Annotated in this window: 18 protein-coding genes; 10 read left to right on the forward strand and 8 right to left on the reverse strand. The window is 63.2% G+C overall.

Features of this window, described 5'->3' with window-relative positions; genetic code table 11:
- Positions 1 to 356: 356 nt before the first annotated feature.
- The 7 genes from flhB (at position 357) to H7225_RS00815 (ending at position 7,843) form a co-directional block, all read left to right on the forward strand.
- Entirely contained in the window at positions 357 to 1,502 is a 1,146-nt protein-coding gene (gene flhB / locus H7225_RS00785) for a flagellar biosynthesis protein FlhB (RefSeq protein ID WP_290658637.1), read from the forward strand.
- Complete coding sequence (gene flhA, locus H7225_RS00790) at positions 1,499 to 3,610, forward strand: flagellar biosynthesis protein FlhA (RefSeq protein ID WP_290658639.1); 2,112 nt, start codon at positions 1,499 to 1,501, stop codon at positions 3,608 to 3,610. Before flhB ends, flhA begins: the two co-directional genes overlap by 4 nt.
- Positions 3,607 to 5,352 (forward strand): flagellar biosynthesis protein FlhF, encoded by a 1,746-nt coding sequence (flhF, locus tag H7225_RS00795; RefSeq protein ID WP_290658640.1) that lies wholly within the window; start codon positions 3,607 to 3,609, stop codon positions 5,350 to 5,352. The genes flhA and flhF overlap by 4 nt, the downstream gene beginning before the upstream one ends.
- Positions 5,353 to 5,366: 14 nt before the next feature.
- On the forward strand, positions 5,367 to 6,194 hold the full coding sequence (locus H7225_RS00800) for a flagellar biosynthesis protein (RefSeq protein ID WP_290658641.1): 828 nt from the start codon (positions 5,367 to 5,369) through the stop codon (positions 6,192 to 6,194).
- Between the two features lie 17 nt (positions 6,195 to 6,211).
- On the forward strand, positions 6,212 to 6,925 hold the full coding sequence (locus H7225_RS00805; protein ID WP_290658643.1) for an RNA polymerase sigma factor FliA: 714 nt from the start codon (positions 6,212 to 6,214) through the stop codon (positions 6,923 to 6,925).
- Positions 6,926 to 7,014: 89 nt separating this feature from the next.
- Positions 7,015 to 7,206, forward strand: a complete 192-nt coding sequence (locus tag H7225_RS00810) for a hypothetical protein (RefSeq protein WP_290658644.1) — start codon at positions 7,015 to 7,017, stop codon at positions 7,204 to 7,206.
- A complete protein-coding gene (locus H7225_RS00815; protein WP_290658646.1) occupies positions 7,181 to 7,843 on the forward strand; it encodes a hypothetical protein in 663 nt (220 codons plus the stop codon). The genes H7225_RS00810 and H7225_RS00815 overlap by 26 nt, the downstream gene beginning before the upstream one ends.
- Before the next feature lie 131 nt (positions 7,844 to 7,974).
- On the opposite strand, the gene argF is transcribed toward H7225_RS00815, so the two are convergent.
- The 3 genes from argF to H7225_RS00830 all read right to left on the reverse strand — a co-directional run bounded on the left by argF (position 7,975) and on the right by H7225_RS00830 (position 10,391).
- Entirely contained in the window at positions 7,975 to 8,907 is a 933-nt protein-coding gene (gene argF / locus H7225_RS00820; RefSeq protein WP_290658648.1) for an ornithine carbamoyltransferase, read from the reverse strand.
- A gap of 2 nt (positions 8,908 to 8,909) precedes the next feature.
- Positions 8,910 to 10,112 carry an aspartate aminotransferase family protein gene (locus H7225_RS00825; protein ID WP_290658650.1) on the reverse strand — a complete coding sequence of 401 codons (1,203 nt, stop codon included), beginning with the start codon at positions 10,110 to 10,112 and terminating at the stop codon, positions 8,910 to 8,912.
- 90 nt (positions 10,113 to 10,202) lie between these two features.
- Entirely contained in the window at positions 10,203 to 10,391 is a 189-nt protein-coding gene (locus H7225_RS00830) for a hypothetical protein (RefSeq protein ID WP_290658652.1), read from the reverse strand.
- Here H7225_RS00830 and H7225_RS00835 point away from each other — a divergent pair.
- Entirely contained in the window at positions 10,390 to 10,728 is a 339-nt protein-coding gene (locus H7225_RS00835) for a DUF3579 domain-containing protein (RefSeq protein ID WP_290658654.1), read from the forward strand. The genes H7225_RS00830 and H7225_RS00835 overlap by 2 nt on opposite strands.
- An 85-nt stretch (positions 10,729 to 10,813) precedes the next feature.
- On the opposite strand, the gene rpsT is transcribed toward H7225_RS00835, so the two are convergent.
- On the reverse strand, positions 10,814 to 11,110 hold the full coding sequence (gene rpsT / locus H7225_RS00840) for a 30S ribosomal protein S20 (protein ID WP_290658656.1): 297 nt from the start codon (positions 11,108 to 11,110) through the stop codon (positions 10,814 to 10,816).
- 163 nt (positions 11,111 to 11,273) lie between these two features.
- Between rpsT and murJ the strand changes: the two genes are divergently transcribed.
- The gene (murJ, locus tag H7225_RS00845) at positions 11,274 to 12,836 is read left to right on the forward strand and encodes a murein biosynthesis integral membrane protein MurJ (RefSeq protein ID WP_290658658.1); all 1,563 of its coding nucleotides are present in this window, start codon (positions 11,274 to 11,276) and stop codon (positions 12,834 to 12,836) included.
- 113 nt (positions 12,837 to 12,949) lie between these two features.
- On the opposite strand, the gene radA is transcribed toward murJ, so the two are convergent.
- The 3 genes from radA to alr all read right to left on the reverse strand — a co-directional run bounded on the left by radA (position 12,950) and on the right by alr (position 16,017).
- The gene (gene radA / locus H7225_RS00850) at positions 12,950 to 14,320 is read right to left on the reverse strand and encodes a DNA repair protein RadA (protein WP_290658660.1); all 1,371 of its coding nucleotides are present in this window, start codon (positions 14,318 to 14,320) and stop codon (positions 12,950 to 12,952) included.
- Between the two features lie 2 nt (positions 14,321 to 14,322).
- Positions 14,323 to 14,826, reverse strand: coding sequence for an acyl-CoA thioesterase (locus H7225_RS00855; RefSeq protein ID WP_290658670.1), 504 nt, complete (start codon positions 14,824 to 14,826; stop codon positions 14,323 to 14,325).
- An 84-nt stretch (positions 14,827 to 14,910) separates the two neighbouring features.
- Positions 14,911 to 16,017 (reverse strand): alanine racemase, encoded by a 1,107-nt coding sequence (alr, locus tag H7225_RS00860; protein ID WP_290658662.1) that lies wholly within the window; start codon positions 16,015 to 16,017, stop codon positions 14,911 to 14,913.
- 116 nt (positions 16,018 to 16,133) lie between these two features.
- Between alr and lplT the strand changes: the two genes are divergently transcribed.
- Positions 16,134 to 17,411 (forward strand): lysophospholipid transporter LplT, encoded by a 1,278-nt coding sequence (gene lplT, locus H7225_RS00865; protein ID WP_290658664.1) that lies wholly within the window; start codon positions 16,134 to 16,136, stop codon positions 17,409 to 17,411.
- Positions 17,412 to 17,624: 213 nt separating this feature from the next.
- Here lplT and H7225_RS00870 read toward each other — a convergent pair.
- A partial coding sequence (locus tag H7225_RS00870; RefSeq protein WP_290658666.1) for a helicase HerA-like domain-containing protein occupies positions 17,625 to 18,505 on the reverse strand: 881 nt, incomplete at its 5' end.

Genomic DNA, 18,505 nt, shown 5'->3' on the forward strand with positions numbered 1-18,505 from the left:
TTAATTTTGAAGTCGTCCGATAAGCCTGAATGTTTTGGACGATTCAAGATGATGACGCTTCAACCACTCCATCAAATTTCTGGAGAACAAGATGACCTACATTCCACGCCAGACCGCTCTGGCGGCCGCTCTTTGCGCGACGGGTGTCGCCTGAAAGTAGTGTTCTCGCTGGACTGATTTTTTTCATCCTCAGCCCAATCGGGGGACGAAGCGTGACAAACATCACGCTGCGTCCCCTGATGCATTTCGGCCCCCGAAACGGGGCGTGAAATGGGTGCCTTGGTGGCTCTTTATCTCGCTCAAGATTTCGGCCGGGTCGCCAAGAATCGGAGCAAGCACCCAGGCACTCACCCACCATGTCCGACAGCTCCCAAGACAAACAACTACCAGCCTCAGAGCGGAAGCTTAAAAAAGCCCGTGAAGAAGGCCAGGTGGTTCGTTCGCGTGACCTGGGTCACTTCCTGGTGATCTTGGCCGCTGCCAGTGTCCTGATGGTGCTGACGCCGGTCTGGATGGACAAGATGCAGTTGCAGCTCAATGCCGGCATGCGCTTCGATGCCCGGGCGGTGGCCAATCCGGACGTGATGGTGCAGCGCCTGTCGCAATGGAGCACCCAGGCCATGATGATGGTGGTGCCCTTTGGTGCTGGCGTGGCCCTGGCCTCGGTGGCGGCCAGCGTCCTGGCGGGTGGCTGGGTGATGTCATTCCAGGTCATCTTTCCCAAGTTTGGCAAGCTTAACCCCATCACCGGTTTCGCCAACCTGCTGTCCAAGCAGCAAATGGTGGACGCTTTGAAAGCCAGCGCCTTGGGTTTGATCCTGGGCGGCACCGGGGCTTTCTTCTTGTCGCGTGTGTGGCCCGACATGGTGGGCCTGATGGGCCTGCCGCTGCCAGCCGCCATCCATCATTTCGGCATGACGCTGGGCAGCGTGATGACTTCGATGTTGCTGGTGCTGGCCTTGTTCGCCATGGTCGATTGGCCGCTGCAGCGCTTCATGTTCATGGGCCGCATGAAGATGAGCCACCAGGATCAGAAGGACGAAGTCAAGCAGATGGAAGGCAACATGGAAGCCAAGCAGCGCATCAAGCAACGGATGCGCGAGATGGCCCGCAAACGCATGCTGGCCGCCATCCCCACGGCCGATCTGGTGGTGATGAACCCCACCCACTATGCCGTGGCGCTGAAGTACGACGAAGGCAAGATGGGCGCCCCCCGCGTGGTGGCCAAGGGCCTGGACTTGCTGGCCTTGCGCATCCGCGACCTGGCCACCGAGAACAAGGTGCCCGTGCTGGAAGCCCCGCCGCTGGCCCGCGCTTTGTACGCCAACACCGAAATCGACGCCGAGGTGCCCATGGCCTTGTACGGCGCCGTGGCCCAGGTGCTGGCCTACGTGTACCAACTCAAAGCGGCCTTGGCCGGCAAGGCGCCCCTGCCGGGCAACCTGCCTGACCTGGACGTTCCCGCTGCCCTGGATCCTGCCAATAAGGCTGCACACGCATGAACCCGTTCCTGCAACAACTTCAATCCGTGATGAGCGGCAAGTCCGCCAAGGGCTTCCAGGTGCTGGCCGCCCCCATCGCCGTGCTGCTGGTGCTGGTCATGATGATCCTGCCCTTGCCGCCGCTGGCGCTGGACATCTTCTTCACCTTCAACATCGCGATGGCGGTGATGGTGATGATGGTGTCGGCCACCATGCTGCGCCCGCTGGACTTCGCCGCCTTCCCATCGGTGCTGTTGCTGACGACGCTGTTGCGCCTGTCGCTGAACGTGGCCTCGACCCGGGTGGTGCTGCTGGAAGGGCACAACGGCCCAGGCGCTGCCGGCCAGGTGATCGAATCCTTTGGCCACTTCCTGATCGGCGGCAACTTCGCGGTCGGGATCATCGTGTTCGCGATCCTGGTGGTGATCAACTTCGTGGTGGTCACCAAGGGCTCCGAGCGGATTGCCGAAGTGGGCGCGCGTTTCACCCTGGATGCGATGCCCGGCAAGCAGATGGCCATCGACGCCGACCTGAACGCCGGCCTGATCGACGAAAAAGAAGCCAAGCGCCGCCGCATCGAGGTGGGCGAAGAAGCGGAGTTCCACGGCGCCATGGACGGTGCCTCCAAGTTCGTGCGCGGCGATGCCATCGCCGGCATCCTGATTTTGTTCATCAACATCATTGGCGGCTTCATCATTGGCGTGGTGCAGCACGACCTGTCGGCCAGCGAAGCTGCCAGCTCCTACGTGCTGCTGGCCGTGGGTGACGCGCTGGTGGCGCAAATCCCGGCCCTGCTGATCTCGGTGGCATCCGCCATGGTGGTGTCCCGCGTCGGCAAGGGCGAGGACGTTGGCGCGCAGATCATCTCGCAGATGTTCCAGAACCCCAAGGTGATGGGCGTGGCGGCCGGTGTGATTGGATTGCTGGGCATGATCCCTGGCATGCCCAGCCTGGTGTTTTTGCCGATGGCCGGTGGTTTTGGCTGGATGGCGTGGCGCATGCAGGAAAAGCAGGAGCTGGCCCGCAACGCGCCCGCGCCGATCGACAAGCCGGTGGACGCGCCCGTCAACAACAACGGCGAAGCCACCTGGGAAGACCTGCAGCCCGTGGACACCCTGGGCCTGGAAGTGGGCTACCGCTTGATCCAGCTGGTGGACAAGGACCGGGGCGGCGACTTGCTGACCCGGATCAAGGGCGTTCGCCGCAAGTTCGCGCAAGAAGTGGGCTTTTTACCGCCTTCGGTGCACATCAAGGACAACCTGGAGCTGCGCCCCAGTTTTTACCGCATCACTTTGCGAGGCGCGATCGTGGGCGAGGGCGAGGTGTTCCCCAACATGCTGATGGCCATCAACCCTGGCCAAGTGACCAATCCCCTGAAGGGCACGGCCGCGGTCGACCCGGCATTCGGTTTGCCGGCGGTGTGGGTTGAAGAGCGCCAACGTGAAGCGGCGCAAATGGCCGGGTACACGGTCGTTGATCCCTCGACCGTGGTGGCCACGCATCTTTCACACTTGATGCAGGTCCATGCGGCCAAGTTGTTGGGACGGGTAGAGACCCAGCAGCTTGTGGAGCATGTGACGAAACTGGCCCCCAAACTGATCGAAGACGTGGTTCCCAAAATGGTTGGCATTGCGACCTTGCAGAAAGTGCTGCAGCTCCTGTTGGAAGAAGGCGTTCACATCCGTGACATGCGCTCAATCATTGAAACGCTGGCCGAGCAGACCTCGGGCGCGAACCACCTGGCCAATGATCCCGCCGAGCTGGCCCGCCGCATCCGCGTCGGCCTGGCCCCCGCGATCGTTCAGCAGATTTACGGCCCGGTGAAGGAACTGGATGTGATTGCCATCGAACCCGATCTGGAGCGCCTGCTCACCCAGGCCTTGACCGCCCCCAGTGGCCCGATGCTGGACCCGGGCGTGGCCGACCACCTCACACGCCAGGCGGCCGAGGCCACCCAGCGCCAGGAAAACCTGGGCCACCCCGCCTGCCTGCTGGTGCCCGACGCCATCCGGCCGATGGTGGCCCGCTTGTTGAAACGTGCAGCACCGCGTCTGAAGGTGCTGGGTCACAGCGAAATCCCTGAGACCCATTCGATCCGCATCGGTACCCTGATTGGAGGCCACGCATGAACGTCAAACGCTTTATTGGACGCACCTCACGCGAGGCAATGCAAAAGGTCAAGCTCGAGTTTGGCAACGACGCTGTCGTGTTGTCGACCAAGCCCGCGCCTGAAGGTGGCATCGAGGTGCTGGCCATGGCGACCGACAGTGTGCCGTCGATGGATTCGTACCCACCGGCTGAACGCGAAGAGCGTGCGCCTGCCCGCAAAGCCGAAGTCGCACCGGCGGCGGCCCAAGCGCAACCCCAATCTCCGGCCCGCTCGGCCATGGCCAACCTGGCCTCGACCGTGCAGGACGACGTCAAGCAACTGGCCATGAGCACCTTGTCCTTCCAGGACTATGTGCGTGAACGCATGCTCAAGCGCCGCCAGGTGGCCCTGAAGGCCGCCCGCACCGAACCCGCGCTGGCCGGCTCGCCTGAGGATCAACTGTCGCAGCGTCTGGGCAATGTCAAACCTCAGCCGGCCGTGCAAAGCCCCAACGTCGACCTGTCAGCGGGCCTGAACGCCTGGTTGTCCTCGCCTCCAGCGGCGGCGCAAGCGCCGGCACGTCCTGCGGTGCAAGCCGTTCGAGCTGCCCCGCAAGACACCAGCCATGTGGCCCAGGTGCTGCCCCTGCGCGCCGAATCGCGCGACGAGGCGCCACCGGCTCGTCCGGCGCCCGCCAGGGCCGTTCGCCCCGCCAGCGATCCCGCTGAGTTGATGCTCAAGTCCGTGACGGGCCGCAGTGCCGCCGCTGCCGACAGCGCGCGCCCCGATGCCGCCACCATGGCTGCCCTGAAGGCTTCGCAAGACGCTAATGCCTTCATGCTCACGGAGTTGCGCGCCATGCGGGCCATGATGAAAGAGCGCTTTGAGACCATCGCCTTCATCGAAAAACTGCGCCGCACGCCCGCCCAGGCTGGCCTGGCCCAAAAGCTGTTGGACGGTGGTTTCTCGGCCGTGCTGATCCGCAAGATGCTGGACGCCATGCCCGCCGATGTCAGCTCCGGTGCGCAAGATGAAAACGTGTGGGCCGCCCAGGTGCTGCAACGCAACCTGAACACGGCGGACAAGGAACTGGCCATTGAAGACCAAGGCGGCATCTTCGCCCTGATCGGCTCCACCGGCGTGGGCAAGACCACGTCCACCGCCAAGCTGGCCGCCATGTTCGCTGCCAAGCACGGCGCACAGAACCTGGGGCTGATCACGCTGGACGCTTACCGCGTTGGCGCCCACGACCAACTGCGCGCCTACGGCCGCATCCTGGGCGTGCCCGTGCACATGGCCCACGACCGCGCCGCGCTGGAAGACCTGCTGGAGCTGTTGTCGGCCAAGAAGATGGTGCTCATCGACACCGCTGGCATGGCCCAGCGCGATGGCCGCACCAAAGATCTGCTCGAGATGCTGGCCCACCCGGCGATCCGCAAGGTGCTGGTGATCAACGCTTCGTCGCAAGGCGATGCGATCGAAGACGTGATGGCCGCCTACCAGGTCAATGCCTGCGCTGGCGTGATCCTGTCCAAGCTGGACGAGGCCGTGAAGCTAGGTCCGGCGCTGGATGCGTTAATCCGTCACAAATCCAAGGTTCTGGGCGTCGCCAACGGCCAACGCGTGCCAGAAGATTGGCACAGACTGTCATCGCAGGCTTTGGTGCACCGCGCATTGCGCGCCAGCCTCAATCCCGCGTACCGACTGGACCCCAATGAAGTCAGCCTGGTGTTCTCGACCCCCGCCATGCCCGATGTCACGGCCACACCGTCCGCGCTTTGAACCTGTCGCCGCCCATGACCAGTTTTACGCCTCAACCCCTTGCCGCCAGCCCCCCGGCCGACCAGGCCCAGGGTTTGCGCCAGATGTTCGCCTCGCGCGTGCTGCGCTTTGTGCCGGTGGTGGCCAACCCCGGCGCGGTGTGCGGCGGTGTGGTGCTGGAGCGCCTGTGCGCCGCCTACGCCAGCTTTGGCCTGCACACCCTGGTGGTCGATGCCGGTGACCAAGCCCGAGCACCCAGCGAATTGGCCGAGTTTGATTTGAGCGAAGGCATCGAGCCTTTGTCCAAGCAGGTGAGTTACCTGGCCGCCCGTGGACTGCCCTTGCGGCATGCCGATGCGCGCGGCTCGTGTGGCAACTTGTTGCACGCCCTGGCCAATGCGGCACCGCAATGCGATGTGGTGCTGGTCCACGCCTCGGCCAGCGAGTTGGTGCGCATCTTTGGCGAACGCGCCCGGCACGGCAACCTGCGTCCGCTGGTGTCCACCAACGATTTGGCTGAAGGCCTCAAGCAGGCTTACGCCGCCGTCAAGCTCATGAGCCAGCGGGGCCCGTGGCTGGCCTACGACCTGCTGGTGTGCGCACACCCCCACTCGGACCAGGCCGATGCCGTGGCCGAGCGTCTGGGCCAATGCGCCGACAGTTTCCTTGGGGCTGCGCAACGTGATTGGCTGCGCATCAATCCCCATGAGCCATCCAGTCACGACCCCAGCCCCCGGTTCATGGAGCTGGCCGCCGGACTTTTGCAGTGTGCCTTGCCGCTCACCCTGGGTGATGCCGCATTCGACCATTTGGTCTCACCAGGGTCTGCCTTGCCTTCGCGCATGGGCCCCGTACTCAATTGATGTTCATGGAGCAGCGCATGTACACCGCCAAAGGCCGCCTCGATATGGACGCCCAGCTCAAGCAATACAGCTCGCTGGTTCGGCGTCTGGCTCACCAGATGATTGCCAAGTTGCCGGCCAACGTCGAGATCGATGACCTGATCCAGGTTGGCATGATCGGTCTGAGCGACGCCTTGACCCGCTTCGATGCCGGGCAGGGCGTGCAGTTTGAAACCTTTGCCACCCAGCGCATCCGTGGCGCCATGCTTGACGAGCTGCGCGGCGCCGACTGGATGAGCCGAGGCACCCGTAAGCAGCAGCGCGACATTGAGGGCGCGGTGCACCGCCTTGAGCAGCGCCTGGGTCGCGCGCCACACGAAAGCGAAATCGCCAAGGAAATGGACATGAGCCTGACGGACTACCAGGAAATGCTGGGCAAGGTGCGTGGCACCCAGCTCATCCACCTGGAAGACATGAGTGGTGAGGATGGCGACAACGACTACCTCGACCGCCACGTCACCGACCAGGGCAACGACCCCCTGGCCCTGCTGGGGGACCACCGCATGCGCTCGGCCCTGGTCGAGGCGATCAAGCACCTGCCCGAACGCGAGCAGTTCGTCATGAGCATGTACTACGAGCAGGACATGAACCTGAAAGAAATTGCCGCAGTGTTGGGCGTGACCGAATCGCGCATCTGCCAGTTGCACAGCCAATCCATCGCCAGGTTGAGAGTCAAATTAAGAGAGTGGTGACCACGTGTTTGGTTTCAAGCGCAAGGACACCGTTGCAGCGCCGACAACCACGGCCACACTGACCGATTCGGCCCAGAGATCCCACTCCGATGCTCACGTGCTGGCGCAAAGGCTCCAGCGTGTTGGCGGGCCAGTTGAAAGACATCGGCCAGGCCCAGCACCGCATCCAGGGCGCCAGCCACCAGAGCCTGGCCTCGGTGGCGCAAGCCCGTCAAGGACCTGGCCACGCAAGTCGAGGCATCCTCCAAAACCATCATGAGCACGGTCAGCCAACTGGATGACCGCATCCAGGCTTTGTCGCGCGAACTGTTGAGGCGGGGGTGCTTCACATCACCGAGGCGGCGGACCAAAGCCGCAGCCTGTCGGATGGTGATGGAGTTGATCGCCAGCAGCGGTGTTCGCACCCCCGACACGCCTTACATCGAGCTGGCGCAGAGCGTGGCCAGCCAGATCGCCCAATCGTTGGAAAAGGCCGTGAGCACGGGCCAGATCAGCCTGGCCGATTTGTTCGACGAGCTGTACCGCCCCATTCAGGGCAGCCAGCCACCGCAACATCACACCAAGTTCAACGCGGTCACCGATGCCCACTTTCCCGCCATCCAGGAAGCCGCGCTGATGGCCTTGCCCGAGATCGTGTTTTGCATCTCGGCCGACCGCAACGCCCGCCTATTCACATTGCTTTTCGGGTGGCAAGCCGCCCCATCGCGCACGCCTTTCACAAGGCGGCCATTGACGCCGGCTCGCATGAGGCGGCTTGAGCTGATGTTTGATGCACTCGTCAGTGCCTTAGATGCAAAACGGTGCTTGCCAATATCAGCAATAAGTCAGGGGATGCCCACGCCTGACCCGATGGCCACGAGGTACGTTGCCTTGACTAAAACGTCAACACTCCCTGAACTCAGCATCAGCGATATCTGAGTCCTGCCTCGGCCATGAGGTGCTGTTAAAGGTGGCAAAGTGTGCGGGGTTGGGAGGCTCGCTCGCTCCGGGCGCTGGAGCTTGGTTTTGGTGAGCTATCAAGCCTGCGGCTGGGCCACAGGTTCTAGGCCCTAGCCAATGCGGCCCAGCAGCAGGTATTCCATCAGCACCTTTTGCACGTGCAGGCGGTTTTCGGCCTCGTCCCACACCACCGACTGAGGCCCATCGATCACCTCGGCGGCCACTTCCTCGCCACGGTGTGCGGGCAGGCAGTGCATGAACAGGGCATCGGGCTGGGCCACGCTCATCATCTCTTCATCGACACACCAGTCGGCAAAGGCCTTTTTGCGCTCTTCGTTCTCGGCCTCGAAACCCATGCTGGTCCACACATCAGTGGTCACCAGTGAGGCGCCTCGGCAGGCGTCCATCGGGTCTTTGAACACCTTGTAGCAATCGGTGTTGTTGATGCCGGCCACGACCGGGTCGATCTCATAGCCGCTGGGCGTGCTCACATGCACCGTGAAGCCCAAAATCTCGGCCGCCTGCAGCCAGGTGTTGGCCATGTTGTTGCCATCGCCCACCCAGGCCACCACCTTGCCCTGGATCGAGCCACGGTGCTCGATGTAGGTGAAGATGTCGGCCAGGATCTGGCAAGGGTGGTATTCGTTGGTCAGCCCGTTGATCACCGGCACGCGCGAGTTGGCCGCGAACTTCACCAGCTTGGATTGCTCATACGTGCGGATCATCACGATGTCGACCATGCGCGAGATGACCTTGGCGCTGTCCTCGATCGGCTCGCTGCGGCCCAGCTGGCTGCCATCGGTGGTCAGGTGCACCACCGAGCCGCCCATCTGGTACATGCCCGCTTCAAAACTCACGCGCGTGCGGGTGCTGGCCTTCTCGAAAATCATCGCCAGCGTGCGGTCGGTCAGCGGCTGGTACTTCTCGTAGTTCTTGAAGCGGCGTTTGATCAGGCCTGCGCGCTCGAACAGGTAAACGTATTCCTCGGTGCGCAGATCCTTGAACTGCAGGTAGTGCTTGATCAGGCTGGATCCGGGTTTCATGCTCAGGCCGCGTTGGTTTCGTTCAGGAACTGTTTGACCAGGGGCACCAGCAAGGCCACGATCTGGTCGGCCTCTTCAAGGGTCAGGATCAAGGCGGGCAGCAGGCGAATCACCTTGTCGGCGGTCACGCTCAGCAGCAGGCCGGCTTTCATCGCGCGGCTCAGCAGCACGCCGCAGGGGCGGTCCAGCTCAATGCCGATCATCAAGCCCAGGCCCCGGATCTCGGTCACGCCCTTGAGCTCGCCCAACTCGCGGGCCAGCGCATTTTGCAGGTGCTGGCCCACGCGGGCTGCATTGGCCAGCAGGCCGTCTTCTTCCATGATTTTGAAGGTCTCGACCCCGGCACGCATGGCCAACGGGTTGCCGCCAAAGGTGCTGCCATGGTTGCCTGCCTGCAGCACATGGGCCGCTTTGGGGCCGCACACCACCGCGCCGATTGGAACCCCTGATCCCAGGCCCTTGGCCAGCGGCATCACATCAGGCTGGATGCCCGCCCATTGGTGCGCGAACCACTTGCCGGTGCGGCCAATGCCGCATTGCACTTCGTCCAGCATCAGCAGCCAACCGCGCTCATCGCACAGCTTGCGCACGGCTTGCAAGTAGTCGTTGCGAGCGGGGTTCACGCCCCCTTCGCCCTGGATCACTTCCAGGAAAACCGCCACCACATTGGGGTGCGTTTCGGCCACTTCGTCCAGCGCGGCCATGTCATTCAGCGGCACGCGCACAAAGCCCTCCACCAGGGGCTCGAAACCGGCCCAGATTTTGGGGTTGCCCGTGGCAGACAGCGTGGCAATCGAGCGGCCATGGAAGGCCTTTTCGTAGACGATCACTTCAGGGCGGTCGATGCCTTTATCGTGCCCGAACTTGCGGGCGATCTTCAAGGCCGCTTCATTGGCCTCCAGGCCCGAATTGCAGAAGAAAACGTTGGTCAGGCCCGAGCGCTCGACCAGCAGGCGCGCCAGCTCTTCCTGCAGCGGCACCTGGTAGTAGTTGCAGCTGTGGATGATTTTGGTGAGCTGATCCTGCAAGGCGGGGACCAGCCTGGCGTGGTTGTGGCCCAGCGTGTTCACGGCGATGCCTGCCAGCGCGTCCAGGTATTCGCGGCCATCGGTGTCCCAGACGCGGGAGCCTTGGCCGTGCGACAGGGCAATCGGCAGGCGACCATAGGTGGGCATCACGTGGGGCATCGTCACTGGGGCGTTCATGGCTGGAGTCTCTCGCAAAAAAGAAAAAGCGCAGTGGCAATGCTGCGCTGTGGGCATTCTAAGTAAAAGGCGCGGGTTCGGCGCGTGTCCTCAAGCATATGCGTGGCCGGCCGATACACCTGAGTGCGTTCTGTTGGCGTTCCACTGATGCACGGGGTTACTGGCATCAATGTTGCGGCGCACCAAGCTTGTGATCGACAATGCAGGGCTGTTGACGATGGATACCACCCTTGAAATCGCCACCTCTTTTTGCAGCACGCCGGCAAAACCGGCCGCCATGGAAAGCCTCACCGTGCCCTTGACGCCCCCTCGAAGTCCCAAACCTCGCGAGGTTTTCATCCAAGGCCTGACCTCATCAGGCAAAACGTTTCGCCCCAGCGATTGGGCCGAGCGCCTGGCAGGGGCCATGTCATCGTTCAGGCCGGGGGCCTCCCACATGGGCCGTGCGGCCCACATCGGCTATTCGCCTTATTGCGTGCCAACCTCGATTGGCGATGTCAAATGCGTGATCGTCAATGAAGCCCTGCGGGACCTGGAGCCCATGGCCTGGGACTTCGTGATGAACTTTGCCCGTGACAACGACCTGCAGGTCACAGACGCCTGTTCATTGCCCTGAAGTGCTGACCTGAAACCCAATGCAAAAGGCCCGCTTGACGCGGGCCTTTTTGACAATCGAGGCCGAAGCCTGATTGATCTACCGATCAGGCGGCAGTCAGGGCCTTGACCTTGGCCGACAGGCGGCTCTTGTGGCGAGCAGCCTTGTTCTTGTGGAACAGGCCCTTGTCGGCGATCGAATCGATCACGCTTTGGGCGGTCTTGAAAGCGGCAGAGGCCACGGCCTTGTCGCCAGCCTTGACAGCCTTGAGCACGCCCTTGATGGCGGTGCGGAACTTAGAACGCAGCGCCGAATTGGCGGCGTTCAGCTTGACGTCTTGACGAACGCGCTTAAGGCCTGAGGCAATGCGGACGGTCTTTTTGGGCTTCGATGCTGATGGCATGATTTTTTGGGCCCTGCGGATGCCTGGACAAGCTTGGGTTTTTTGTAAACCTGCCTGGCCAATTCGCACCCCACAGCGCCAATGTTGGTTGGAAAGCCGACGATTATAACGTCCCTGAAAGCTTTTGCCTAGGCCGCTGCCCGCGCTTCCTATAATCCCGGCGATGAGCTTGCTGAAATCCGCGTCCATTGTCTCCCTGTTGACCCTGGCATCCCGCATCACCGGCCTGGTCCGTGAGTTGCTGATCGCCGCCGCCTTCGGGGCCAGCGCCACCACCGACGCCTTCAATGTGGCGTTCCGCATCCCCAATCTGCTGCGCCGCTTGTTCGCCGAGGGTGCATTTTCGCAGGCCTTCGTGCCCATCCTGTCCGAAAGCCGCGCCCGCCAGGGCGACGAGGGCACGCGCCTGCTCATCAATGCCGTGGCCACCGTCTTGTTCTGGACGCTGCTGGTGGTGAGCGTGCTGGGCGTGGTCGGCGCGCCGGTGTTGGTGTGGTTGATGGCTTCGGGCCTGCGTGAAAGCGGTGGTTTCGACGCCGCCGTGGTGATGACGCGCTGGATGTTCCCCTACATCGGCTGCATGTCGCTGGTGGCCCTGAGCGCGGGCATCCTCAACACCTGGGGGCGTTTTGCGGTGCCGGCGGCCACCCCGGTGCTGCTCAACCTGTCGGTGATCGCGGCGGCCTGGTTCGCGGCGCCAGTTTTCAAGTCGCATGGCCTGGACCCAGTGCTGGCGCTGGCTGTGGGAGTGATGGTGGGTGGCGTGGCGCAACTGGCCATCCAGATTCCAGCCTTGATGCGGATCAGCTCGCTGCCACGCATCGGAGCCTCATGGTCGGGCATCAAGGCGGCTTGGCATCACCCAGGCGTGCGCAGGATCTTGCGCCAGATGGGGCCCGCGGTGCTGGGCGTGTCGGTGGCTCAGCTGTCCTTGCTGGTCAACACACAGATCGCCTCGCATTTGCAGGCTGGCTCGGTCTCCTGGTTAACCTATGCCGATCGCCTGATGGAGTTCCCGACCGCGATGTTGGGCGTGGCCCTGGGCGTGGTGCTGCTGCCGCAATTGTCCAAGGCGCAGGCCAGTGGCGACAAGGCGCAGTTCTCCAACCTGTTGGACTGGGGCTTGCGCCTGGTGGTGTTGCTGGCGCTGCCCTGTGCCGTGGCCCTGTTGTTGTTCGCCGAGCCGCTGGTGTCCGTGCTATACCACTATGGCCGCTTCAGCCCAACCGATGTGCGTCAGACGGTGCTGGCCTTGAGCGGCTATGGCGTCGGCTTGATGGGCTTGGTGGGCATCAAGATTTTGGCGCCTGGTTTTTACGCGTCGCAGGACATCCGCACACCAGTGCGCATCGGCATCATCGTGCTGGTGATCACGCAGTTGCTCAACCTGGTGTTCGTGCCTTGGTTGGAGCACGCGGGCTTGGCCCTGTCGATTGGTGTGGCGTCGCTGATCAATGCTACTTGGCTGCTGATAGGGCTGCGCCGCACGGGGCGGTATCAGCCTTCGCCGGGGTGGGGCTTGTTTTCGCTGCGCGTGGTCTTGGCGTCTGCTTTGCTGGGCGTGTTGCTGTGGTTTGCGGCGCACCGGATTGACTGGCTGGGTTTGCATGGCCAGCCGCTGTTGCGTGTGGGTTTGATGACGGCTTGCCTGGCGGCGGCTGGGGTGCTTTACTTTGGCGCCTTGCTGCTTTCGGGCATGAACCTGCGTCAGGCGATCAAGCGCTAGCCATCTAGGCTTTGGGTGTTTGAGGGGTAGAGCGCGGGGCGAGGGCTGGGCCGGTATCCGTCAGGGCCGCATTTGGTGGCTCGCCAGCAGGCTCTGTGGGGAATGGCGAAAGCTCAGAGCGAGCGTGCCAAATCCACGGCCTGCTCCACCCGGTCCACCGCATGAATGGTGAGCCCTTCGATCGGCTTCTTGGGCGCATTGGCCTTGGGCACCACCGCGATCGAAAACCCCAGTTTGGCCGCTTCCTTCAAGCGCTCCTGGCCGCGCGGGGCAGGGCGGATCTCACCGGCCAGGCCCACCTCGCCAAAGGCAAAGAAGCCCTTGGGCAAAGGCTTGCCGCGCAGGCTGCTTTGAATGGCCAGCAACACGGCCAGATCGGCCGCCGGCTCGCTGATGCGAACGCCGCCCACCGCGTTCACGAACACGTCCTGGTCGGAGCAGGCCATGCCCGCGTGGCGGTGCAACACCGCCAGCAACATCGCCAAGCGATCACGCTCCAGGCCCACGCTCAAACGGCGCGGGCTGGGGCCGCCGGAATCAACCAAGGCCTGAATCTCGACCAGCAGTGGGCGCGTGCCTTCCAGCGTCACCATCACGACTGATCCGGGCACCGGCTCATCGTGCGTGGACAGGAAGATGGCACTGGGGTTGCTGACCCCTTTCAAGCCCTTGTCGGTCATGGCGAACACGCCGATTTCGTTGACCGCACCAAAGCGATTCTTGATGGCGCGCACCAACCGGAAGCTGCTGTGCGTCTCGCCTTCAAAGTACAAAACAGTGTCGACGATGTGTTCCAGCACGCGCGGCCCGGCCAGCGCGCCTTCTTTGGTCACGTGGCCCACCAACACCATGGTGCAGCCGCTGGACTTGGCCACGCGGGTCAGGTGGGCGGCGCATTCGCGCACCTGGGCGACCGAGCCTGGGGCCGAGGTCAATTGATCGGAATAGATGGTCTGGATCGAGTCGATCACGCAGAAAGACGGTTGCTCGGCATCCAGCGTGGCAATGATGTTTTCCAGTTGGATCTCGGCCTGCACCCGCACCTTCGAGCCATCCAGGCCCAGTCGCTGGGCGCGCAGGGCCACCTGGGCGCCGCTTTCCTCGCCAGTCACATACAGCACGGGCATCTGGCGAGACAGGGCATCAAGCGCTTGCAGCAGCAAGGTCGATTTGCCGATGCCCGGATCCCCGCCGATCAGGACCACCCCGCCAGTGACGATGCCGCCACCGAGGACGCGGTCCAGCTCTTCCAGCCCGGTGGGCGTGCGTGCGATGTCGGCAGCCGCGATGTTGGACAAGGTGGCCACCGGTTGTGGCGCGTTCAGCCCGCGCGTCAGGGCCTGCATGCGGTTCTTGGCCGGGCCGGTGTCGGCGCGGGTTTCTTCCAGCGTGTTCCAGGCGTTGCACTGCGGGCATTTGCCCAGCCATTTGGCGCTGGTGCCGCCGCACTCAGTGCAGGTGAAGATCGTTTTTTCTTTGGCCATGTTCAGGCGATCTCGTCGCCGTCTTGCTGGCCATCGTGGATGGCCTGAAACTTCCGGTCCAGTTCCTGGCGCAGTTGGCGGCGCAGCAGGGCGGATTCGAAGCGGCGTTTTTCCTCGGCCGTGGTGGGCTCCAGCGGCGTCACGGGCGTGGGGCGGTTGTTGTCATCCACCGCCACCATGGTGAAGAAGCAGCTGTTGGCGTGCCGCACCACTTGGGTGCGGATGTTCTCGGCGATCACCTTGACGCCGATCTCCATGGACGAGCTGCCCGTGAAGTTGACCGACGCCAGGAAGGTCACCAACTCGCCCACGTGGATGGGTTGGCGGAAGGTCACGCGGTCGACCGACAAGGTGAGCACATAGCAGCCGGCGTAGCGGCTGGCACAGGCATAGGCGACCTGATCCAGTAGTTTTAGGATGGTGCCGCCGTGGACATTGCCGGAGAAATTGGCCATGTCGGGCGTCATGAGCAAGGTCATGCGCAACTGGTGGCGGTGGTGGTCGATGTCCATGCTTGATTCTGGTGCAAAACTCATTGGGGTCGGGGCAAGGGGAAAGAATGCATGCAAGGGTTGTGCCGAAATGGTGCGCTACACCGCGCTGACCGGAACGCGTTGCGACAACGCGCACATCAGCTCGTAGCCCACCGTGCCGCAATGCTGGGCCACCTCGTCAATGGGCAGCAAGGTGGCGTGTCCATCGACCAGCGGCCCCTGGCCCCACAAAGTCGCTTCGCTGCCCACCTTTGCTTGGGGCGCCGCGCTGAGGTCCACCGTGACCATGTCCATCGACACACGCCCGATCAAGGGCACGCGCACGCCGTCGATCAGCAAAGGTGTGCCGTCGGGGGCGTGGCGGGGGTAGCCGTCGGCATAGCCACAAGCGACCACGCCCAGGCGCACGTCGTGGTTGGCGACGAAGCGGCTGCCGTAACCCACCGTGTCGCCGACTTTCAGGTGCTGAATGGCGATCACGTGGGATTTGAGCGTCATGGTGGCTTGCAAGCCCCAATGGGCGGCGCTGTGCTCGGGGTAGTCGGGCGACGAGCCATACAGCATGATGCCCGGGCGCACCCAGTCGCCACGCACGCTGGCATCCTGGGCATGGCGCAAGGTGCCGGCGCTGTTGCACAGGCTGCGCTCGCCGCTCAGGTCGGCGCAGGTGCTGAGGAACAACTCGGTCTGGTGGGCGATGCCGCGTGGCCCGTCCGCGTCCGAGAAGTGCGTCATCAACGACACCTCATCGACCTGCGGCAAGGCCGACAAACGCGCCCAGGCGCTGCGGAAGGCCGGTGGCGTGAAACCCAATCGGTTCATGCCAGTGTTCATTTTCAGGAAGACGCGGTGCGGCCATTCGGTCTTGTGCTGAGCCAGCCAGTCGATCTGTTCGTCGCAGTGCACCACGTGCCAAAGGCCCAGGCGCGAGCACCACTCCAGGTCGCGCGCTTCGAACACGCCCTCTAACAGCAGGATGGGGCCACGCCAATCCAACTTGCGCAGGCGCTGGGCCTCGGCGACGTCGAGCAAGGCGAAGCCGTCGGCGGCGCGAAGGCCTTCAAAGGCCCGCTCGACGCCATGACCGTAGGCGTTGGCCTTGACCACGGCCCACACCCGCGCGTCTGGCGCGCAGTCGCGGGCACGCTGTAAGTTATGAAGGAGGGCGTCGACGTGGATCAGGGCTTCTAAGGGGCGTGGCATGAGGGGATTGTGCCAGTGGCCATGCTATAAACCGCGGCTTGGCCTGCCGCTTTACCGATGTCTGGTGAGTGGCGAAGGTCCAACATCACACGCATGAACACAGTGACTGCCCGCTTATGAAAAAAGGCTTTTTCACCATCATGGCGGCGCAGTTCTTCAGCTCGCTCGCCGACAACGCCTTGTTCGTGGCCGCGGTGGAATTGCTGAAAAGTTCAGCGGCTCCGGAATGGCAGCCTGCGGCGCTCGTGCCCATGTTCGCCTTGTTCTATGTGGTGCTGGCCCCCTTCGTGGGCGCCTTTGCCGACGCGGTGCCCAAAGGCCGAGTCATGTTTTTCTCCAACAGCATCAAGGTGGTCGGTTGCCTGATGATGCTGTTTGGCAGCCACCCCCTGATCGCTTATGCCGTGGTGGGCCTGGGCGCCGCGGCCTATTCCCCGGCCAAATACGGCATCCTGACCGAGCTGCTGCCGCCCTCGCAATTGGTCAAGGCCAATGGCTGGATTGAAGGCCTCACCATCGCCTCGATCATCCTGGGTGTGGTGCTGGGCGGGCAGTTGATGGGCCAGGTCGTTTCACCGCACTTGCTGGCGTTTGACTTGCCCTTGATCGACACCGGGGTCGACACGCCACCCGAGGCGGCCATTGCCACCATGATCCTTTTCTACGTGCTGGCAGCGCTGTTCAATCTGCGCATTCCCCGCACTGAGACACCTCTGCAGCCGCTCCCTGCGAACCTGTGGTCCCTGGTGGGCGATTTCTTCAACTGCAACCGCCGTTTGTGGAAAGACAAGCTGGGCCAGATCTCCCTGGGCACGACCACGCTGTTCTGGGGCGTGTCCGGCAATTTGCGCTACATCGTGCTGGCCTGGGCCGGCGTGGCCCTGGGGTATGACACGACCCACGCCTCATCGTTGGTGGGCGTGGTGGCCGTGGGCACGGCGGTGGGTGCTGTTCTTGCCTCGGCCAAGATGAGTTTGGCCCAGGCAACTCGCGTGATCCCTTTGGGTGTGGCCATGGGTTTGCTGGTCTTGGGCATGAATGTGATTCGTGACATTGAGGTGGCCGTGCCCTTCATGATCATCCTGGGCGGTTTGGGGGGGTTCCTCGTCGTGCCGATGAACGCCTTGCTGCAACACCGTGGCCACAACCTGATGGGGTCCGGTCGGTCGATTGCGGTTCAGAACTTCAATGAACAAGCCTGTATCTTGGGCTTTGGCCTGTTGCTGATTGTTTTGACCAGGCTCGATTTTACCGCCTATGGCCAGATCTCAATCTTTGGGGTGGCGGTGGCGGTGGCCATGTTCGGCATCTGGCTCTGGCACCGCAGCAACACCATTCACCACCGCGAAGAGGTGGAGCGGCTGTTGGCCGTGGCGCGCAGCGATTGCCATTGAGCCGCTAAAGCCGCTACAGCTGCTCACAGCTTGGCAACACAGCTTTACGAATCCCGGTCAGGGTGCCGTGTCCATCGGGCTGAAGCCTACTCAACGGTTACCGCCAAGGCTGAACGCGGTGACGACCGGGGCAATGACGACGACCGCCGTGGTGGCGGTTGGGGCCACCTAGACCGTTGATTGGCCTCGGCAGGTGGTCGGGCGGTTGGCCGCCTAGCGGCGTCGGCTGCTGCTGCCACCCAGCAGCGATCCCAGCACGCCGCGGATGAGTTCGCGGCCCACCGATGATCCGATGGTGCGCGCGGCCGACTTGGCCACGGTTTCCAGCACCGAGTCCTTGCGGCCGCTGCCTCTGAGCAGGCCGCCCGCCAGGTCGCTCAGCCAGGATCCCCCGGCATGGGGCGCGGGCGGCGTGGCTTCAGTTTGCTCGCGGGTGGTCGTGCTGGCGGCGCGGCCTTTCAGCTTTTCGTAAGCCGATTCGCGGTCCACCACTTTTTCGTACACGCCAGCGACCAAAGAGGTTCTCAACAAGACCTTGCGCTGATCGGGCGTGATCGGACCAATCTGGCTGCCAGGCGGCAACACGAACACACGTTGCGTGATGCCGGGGCGGCCCTTGTCGTCTAGGCAGCTGATCAAGGCTTCGCCCACCGCCAGCTCGGTGATGGCGGTGGCAATGTCCAGGCCGGGGTTGGCCCGCATGGTTTCGGCGGCCGACTTGACCGCCTTCTGGTCGCGGGGAGTGAAGGCGCGCAGCGCGTGCTGCACGCGGTTGCCCAACTGCCCCAACACCGTTTCCGGCACGTCCAAAGGATTTTGAGTGACGAAATAAACGCCCACGCCTTTGGAGCGCACCAGGCGCACCACCAGTTCAATCCGTTCGACCAAGGCCTTGGGCGCGTCGGTGAACAGCAGGTGGGCTTCGTCAAAAAAGAACACCAGCTTGGGCTTGTCCAGAACACCCACTTCGGGGAGTGTTTCGGACAATTCCGACAGCAGCCACAGTAGGAAGGTGGCGTACAAACGCGGCGCGTTCATCAGCTTGTCGGCGGCCAGGATGTTGACCACGCCATGGCCATCGACCGTTTGCATGA

Origin of the sequence: Aquabacterium sp. (assembly GCF_014378415.1) — a bacterium.
Lineage (GTDB): Bacteria > Pseudomonadota > Gammaproteobacteria > Burkholderiales > Burkholderiaceae_C > Aquabacterium.